Origin of the sequence: Lelliottia sp. SL45, from assembly GCF_026672535.1 — a bacterium.
Taxonomy (GTDB): Bacteria; Pseudomonadota; Gammaproteobacteria; order Enterobacterales; family Enterobacteriaceae; genus Enterobacter; species Enterobacter nimipressuralis.
In genome coordinates, this window is record NZ_JAPPRH010000007.1 from 1 (window position 1) to 5,603 (window position 5,603).

Sequence of the window (5,603 nt, forward strand, 5' to 3'; positions counted from 1 at the left end):
TTCAGGCCAGTAGCATCGGTAACCAGAGTCGAGATTTCCCCCGGGCTGGCGTCTTTATGCAGATGTTGGCGCGCTTTGCACGTTTGCTGACCTGAGCGTAGTCAGAGCAGCGGCAGAACCATCAGGTAAAAATCGGGTCAATGAAGCTAATGCCCGGAGCGGCAGGTTGAACACGCGCTCATCATCAGAACCCGGCTGATCGCCATATCGGTGTAGTGGAGAGATCGGCTACGGCCTTCAGGCTGTGAGCTGTCAGTCCATGCAGCAATAGCTGATTCATCAAGCCAGACTGTAATCGAACCATGCTGCCTGAGCGCGTTGTTGTAAGCTGACACGTTGGGGATTTTAAACTTTTGCTTTGCTATAGGGATCCGATGCGGAAGCAACTCTAGCGATAAGCTCCGCCAGTCACCTAAACGTTCGATTGATTCACCAGTTCGCAGCCTGACTTCGGTATGCAAACGCAGAATCAATGACCGGTAATCGGCCATTCTCTCGCGGTACGGCAATCCCGGCGTAACGCTGAGTGCCACCAGTTCCGGGTCATAGTCAACGGCCCGCTGCAGAAACGCACGCGGCTGACGGCATCAGACGCCCGGATATAAGATTGATTCACAATGCAAACGCTCTCTGGATTAAATCAGGGCGCCCCCTCTGCGGTGGTATCGGGTTCATAAGGATGGGGGACTACCTGATACTGCAGCAGTAGTTTCTCTGCTAGTTCACTTCGTCGATGCTGTAGATACCGGTCTGACACCGGTAACAGTGCTTCAGACCATGGTAACGATCCCCGCACCACGCGCAGTACCAGGACAGCGTCATTACCGTTGCATCCAGTCCGTTGAGCATATTGCGCAGCTTCCTGTGCCGGGCCTCCGCTTTCACTTCCGGGTCGAGATGAGCGCAGTTCATCAGCACATCCCGGGCCACGGCCAGCGTATCGTGTTCAAACCACGCCGGGTCGCTGAAAGTGCCGGCATGCAGTACCAGACGACATCCACAGGAAGCACAGCTCCATATCTGCCCCTGTGCGCTCATGGCCTCACCGGCCGTCACAAAGTGACCTTCACGGTCATTTGCCAGGTAACATTTCAGCAGGCGCATGCCGTTACCTCTGCCATCCGGATTTCCGCATCAGAGAGCGTCCTGCTGAACTCACCGGTCCGGCAGCTCAGGCAGTAGTGCTCGCCATGGTAATGACTGTCGCAGCCACTGCAGTGCCAGTCATACTGATAAACCCGCGGGCGGGCACGGGGTACATAATATTTAAGTTGCCGGGTAAGACGGGCCTCCTCAGGCTCAGGTCTGACATACGGACAATGCCGATCCCCGTTATCTGTCAGCATGTCGGACCGGTGTTCAAACCACGGTCGCTCAGTGTTGTATTCAGGATGGTAACGCAGCGTACTGCCGCACAGGTGGCAGGTGTAGCGGTCATACGGATACCGTTGTGCCGTTCTGGCTCCGGTGAGACGACCATGACCGTCAAGGGCCATGAAAGATTTGGCATACATCGTGGTTCTCCTTACCGCCATACGACACGCAGGCGCCTGGCGTCCCGGTACGGACAGCCTGATGACGTGTGAACAGCGGGGTTGGGGATATCGCAGGAAGCGGGGAGGATCGGCCGATCGTCCCCTGTATCCTGCACGGGCGCTACGGGAGTGGGCTGTCGCTGTCGTCGGCGCAGTCAGCCTTCTCCAGCAGCGGGCATCCCCTGTTCTGTTCGGGCGCGGCGGCATCCGGATCGTGAATAAAATGGTCGAAATCGAACACGGCTTCGGCCACCGGCACCATCAGCGCACCGCAAAGCACGCAGTAATGACGCCAGATAAACCACGCATCCTGCGCATAAACCAGATCACCGTGTTCGTTCAGGACATACATAACCTTTACCGGCTCCATCGGGTTTCCTCCTGCATGCGCCTGATGTCCTGGTGACGACGTAGCGCGACGGGCTGTTCACCGGCCGCACACGCGGCGTGAATGTTTATCATGTTCATGTTTTACCTTTGCTGAAAATGGAGAGGGAGGCTTCGTGGCCTCGCCTCAAAAACTGTTCCGGGGATATAAAAAATCACCGCGGCCTGCTGAGGGCCGGGGGGCTTAAGGCCGGTATGGCGCACTGATCGTCCTCACAGCGCGGGCACATCCGGGGCCCGTACCAGCGGGTCCGGCAAGGGATGCAGTACCAGCGCTGCGTCACGGTGGCCTGGCGGGCCGTGCGCCTGCGCTCACGGGGCATGCGCGGACACGTCGCCGCTTTTACGATCGCCACGTTGTTGTGCAGGCTGTGCACAAACTGGCGAACGCCATCGAGGGTCGTCAGCATCAGCGTGCCGCCGCAGCCTTCACAGACATACAGAACCCGGTCGCTGAGGCCCGGCGCTGAAGCCCGCACGCGTCTGCCACCGGCACCGATGGCGTAACTGATGGTGGTGGTAAAGTACAATCTCACTCTCCCTGAAGGACCGGTGACAGCGGCATGGTCTCACGCAGGGGCGATGCAGGGACGCATATTGCCGGAGGCTGTAAACGCTGTGCTGACTGAGCAGCACCAGGATCGGCATGGCGGCAGCGGAAGATCTGCCCCATAACATTCGGATGTACGTCGGCGGAGCCGGTAACAGGCACGTTGCGCGCAGCGCAAGCAATGCCGGTTCGGGCGCCGCGCGAAGCAGGCGCAGGGTTGCATCAGCCACGGGTTGCTTACCGTCCATCGCGCATGCCCCGGGTCAGGAGCGGCACGCTGAACAGCGCGCTGCGGCAGAAAGAACAGGATTTAGCCCCGCTGAACTGGCGGTGGCACTGCGTGCAAACCCAGCGGGTTGCTGAAGCATAAATGGGGTGGTTCATGGGATAGCCTTTCTGTATCAATGGCACGGGAAGCCCTGCGACAGGTTCAGCGAACGTCGCATGCGGCAGGGCGTGTGCAGGTTAAGGAGGGCCGGATAACGTTCTGACTGGCAGGGTCACGGTCGCGGCGGTTCGCTGGCGTGGCGCATCACGTCAGGTGTTGCGTTTTGTGGGTTCTCCTTTCGGCGGGCGCGGGATGTAAGGGCAGGTGGTGAGGCCCCGTTCCGTCAGCTCAGGGACGATATGCAGAAAATGCGCCAGCACCTCGTCGGTGGCGGGCACGATTTCCATCGGGCAGTCGCAGTGGACGCACCAGAATTTCCAGGGTGCCCTCATACCTTCCGCTGATACCAGGTATCCGAATTCGATAACGGCATGAGGCACCGGTTTTTGTTCCATATGACTCCTGAGGGTTAACGCAGTCCGGACAGCAGAGCCGCTGTCCAGAATATGGTGCACCGCGGTAAAAACTTACCGCTGGCTTGCCCCTATCGACCGGGCCGCCGGGCTGTACGCCTTGCTTCGCTCTTTGGCAAGGTAGCTGGCACGGAACATGAACCTGCTGTAACTGTCGTGAAAATCGGCACGCCTGGTGTTGAGCACGCAGCTCGCCCTGTCAGGAAAATGCACCAGGGCCCGGTGTTCATCGTGTCCCTTCAGGTTCAGCGCGCTTAACCAGGCATCCTGAATGAGGGTGCACAGGCTCGATTTTGCCGGATCGAATGCCCCCAGCTGCCAGAAGAGATCTTTGTTGAAGAACAGCACAAGGTGGTAATGGTGGTGGACGGCGCTGTCGATTTCTTTGATCCAGACATAACGCGGCGTACAGCGGTGGGCCTGCCTGCCCTGTTTCTTAAGCCGGTGCCGGTAATGACTGATTTTGCTTTTCAGGGATGCGGTAAACCGGCTTAGCGGACAACCGGATAAGTTTGGTACGCATGTGAGCGCGTCATCGCTGAACCATCGCGGCGAGAAGTGTAAATCCACCCGCACGGCTAATGTCCGGGGGTGATCATCCAGCGCGAGGCGGGTCACCCTGTGCAGTATGTCAAGGTAATCGGCATTCAGCGGTCCCTGAGTGCGATCGTATAAATCCGGTTCAAACATGGTGAAGCTCCTTTATGGCAATACGGATGCGCAGACGCACGTCGGGAGCACGCCGCGCAGGGGGAAAATGAACGGTGATGGAGTAGCAAAAGGTTAAAAACGCGAGCCGCCAGTACGACGGCGTTACGCGGGAAAGGTGCCCCCGGATCGTCACCGCGTCTGGCAGGCCCCATGCTGCCCTGGCCTCCCGCGGAAGGGATCGACATGGCGTTGACGCACCTGCTGCAACAGAACCCCGTTAAAGGCCATCAGCGCTTCCCTGACCCCGCAGATACGATGGCGAACACAAGCGATGCCCGGCGCTGACACCAGGAACCGATAAGGGTTTTACCGCTGCCAGGAACAGGAACATGCCCGGCGTCGCGATGAACCGTCTTATGCCGGATAATCAAACACCTCGTGCAGGATCGGGGCCGAACGGAGGAAATGAATACGCCTGCGGGACTTAACGGAGCAGGAATACTCTCGTGGTGGCAGGACAACCGGGTGAATCGTTACGCTCACTGACAGCCATTTCGACGGCGATCCCTGAATGGATACCCCTGAGGTTAATAACGTCTGCAGCGGGTCATCTGAAGCCTGATGACCTCCCTCCTGGCGGTTAGTCATCATCCGGATGAACAGCGATCGGTTCGCTCCTGGCGTAATTGCACCAGACGAATCGCGCTGATCCCCCTCCCGGGAAGAGGTCCCTGATAATAATCACAGCGGAGAGAAGCCTGCCTGAACGTTAATAAATTCGGATGCGTTTTACCCAGGATAGATTCACTGAAAGCCGTACCCTTCCACGCGTAACAATACCCGTTGAAATGACGGTTACACCTGACGGCAATAGCAATAAGCAGGATGAGAACCACCCGAAGAAAAGACTATTCTGGCTGAGCTATCCCTGACGGCAGTACTAATCAAAATAAGATTTAAGTGAAGTGATTTTACTTAAAGCACTCTTAACCGCATGTGTAGTACTTGTGTGAGTTGTAGTGGAATTAGCGTAATCGTAATGCAACCTGTAGCAAGACTGATAAAATACCCATCGAAATGATGTTCAATCCTGACGGTAATAACAAGACTCCTGATGAGAACCACCTGATGATAAATAATTACCTGACGGATTTCTTCATGACAGTAATACTCATTAAGCTGGCTGGAACAGTTAGCAATACTGGTAATGGAACGTGTGATAATACTTTTAATGTAACAGGTAATAATACTATTACCGACATTAGCCACCACCGGAGCGCGGTGTGAAATCACAGCATGGACGGTGTATTTCTGCTGTTTTAAGCCGAAAAGTTACTCTCGAGTTAGCCTCACTCAAAAATAAAGTCACCCTCCTCAGCAGGCCTCTGTTCGTGAGGCCGCTATCCGCTCAGCCAGCCAGGCTTCAACCTCGCTTTTCAGCCACCGGGAGCTGCGCCCCAGCTTAACTGGCTTCGGGAATTTGCCCTCGCTTATCAGCCTGTAGAACCATTTGTCGGTCATGCCGGTGCAGGTGGTGATGAAAGTCATATCAACAAGCGTGTCGTTCAGTAATGCGGGTGTGTCGTTCATGGGGTTGCTCCTGGATTAAGTCTGGCGATGTGCCACAGGAGACGATGCCGGTTGCCACAGGATGAGGAACGGTCATCGTTCTCATACCA

At 56.6% G+C, this 5,603-nt stretch carries 9 protein-coding genes and 1 pseudogene; 1 reads left to right on the forward strand and 9 read right to left on the reverse strand.

Annotated elements, in window-relative coordinates; all coding sequences use genetic code 11:
• From OVA10_RS23065 to OVA10_RS23090, 8 genes and pseudogenes are all read right to left on the reverse strand, one after another.
• Window positions 1–365, reverse strand: a pseudogene (locus OVA10_RS23065) (transposase); the annotation flags it as partial.
• A gap of 352 nt (window positions 366–717) precedes the next feature.
• Window positions 718–1,104 (reverse strand): putative zinc ribbon protein, encoded by a 387-nt coding sequence (locus OVA10_RS23070; protein WP_268196956.1) that lies wholly within the window; start codon window positions 1,102–1,104, stop codon window positions 718–720.
• Window positions 1,092–1,514 (reverse strand): putative zinc ribbon protein, encoded by a 423-nt coding sequence (locus OVA10_RS23075; protein ID WP_268196957.1) that lies wholly within the window; start codon window positions 1,512–1,514, stop codon window positions 1,092–1,094. The genes OVA10_RS23070 and OVA10_RS23075 overlap by 13 nt, the downstream gene beginning before the upstream one ends.
• Before the next feature lie 142 nt (window positions 1,515–1,656).
• Window positions 1,657–1,905, reverse strand: coding sequence for a hypothetical protein (locus OVA10_RS23080; protein WP_268196958.1), 249 nt, complete (start codon window positions 1,903–1,905; stop codon window positions 1,657–1,659).
• A gap of 172 nt (window positions 1,906–2,077) precedes the next feature.
• Window positions 2,078–2,332 carry a putative zinc ribbon protein gene (locus OVA10_RS26205; RefSeq protein ID WP_442788000.1) on the reverse strand — a complete coding sequence of 85 codons (255 nt, stop codon included), beginning with the start codon at window positions 2,330–2,332 and terminating at the stop codon, window positions 2,078–2,080.
• A gap of 377 nt (window positions 2,333–2,709) precedes the next feature.
• Window positions 2,710–2,856, reverse strand: coding sequence for a putative zinc ribbon protein (locus OVA10_RS26210; protein ID WP_442787998.1), 147 nt, complete (start codon window positions 2,854–2,856; stop codon window positions 2,710–2,712).
• Window positions 2,857–3,009: 153 nt separating this feature from the next.
• Window positions 3,010–3,255 (reverse strand): DUF7828 domain-containing protein, encoded by a 246-nt coding sequence (locus OVA10_RS23085; RefSeq protein ID WP_268196959.1) that lies wholly within the window; start codon window positions 3,253–3,255, stop codon window positions 3,010–3,012.
• A gap of 72 nt (window positions 3,256–3,327) precedes the next feature.
• Window positions 3,328–3,963: an inovirus Gp2 family protein gene (locus OVA10_RS23090; protein WP_268196960.1), complete on the reverse strand. Its 636-nt coding sequence runs from the start codon at window positions 3,961–3,963 to the stop codon at window positions 3,328–3,330.
• Window positions 3,964–4,134: 171 nt separating this feature from the next.
• Here OVA10_RS23090 and OVA10_RS23095 point away from each other — a divergent pair, with 171 nt between their 5' ends.
• Complete coding sequence (locus OVA10_RS23095) at window positions 4,135–4,269, forward strand: hypothetical protein (protein WP_268196961.1); 135 nt, start codon at window positions 4,135–4,137, stop codon at window positions 4,267–4,269.
• Between the two features lie 1,029 nt (window positions 4,270–5,298).
• Here the strand turns inward: OVA10_RS23095 and OVA10_RS23100 are convergent.
• Window positions 5,299–5,514, reverse strand: a complete 216-nt coding sequence (locus OVA10_RS23100) for a helix-turn-helix transcriptional regulator (RefSeq protein WP_050862691.1) — start codon at window positions 5,512–5,514, stop codon at window positions 5,299–5,301.
• Between the last annotated feature and the right edge of the window lie 89 nt (window positions 5,515–5,603).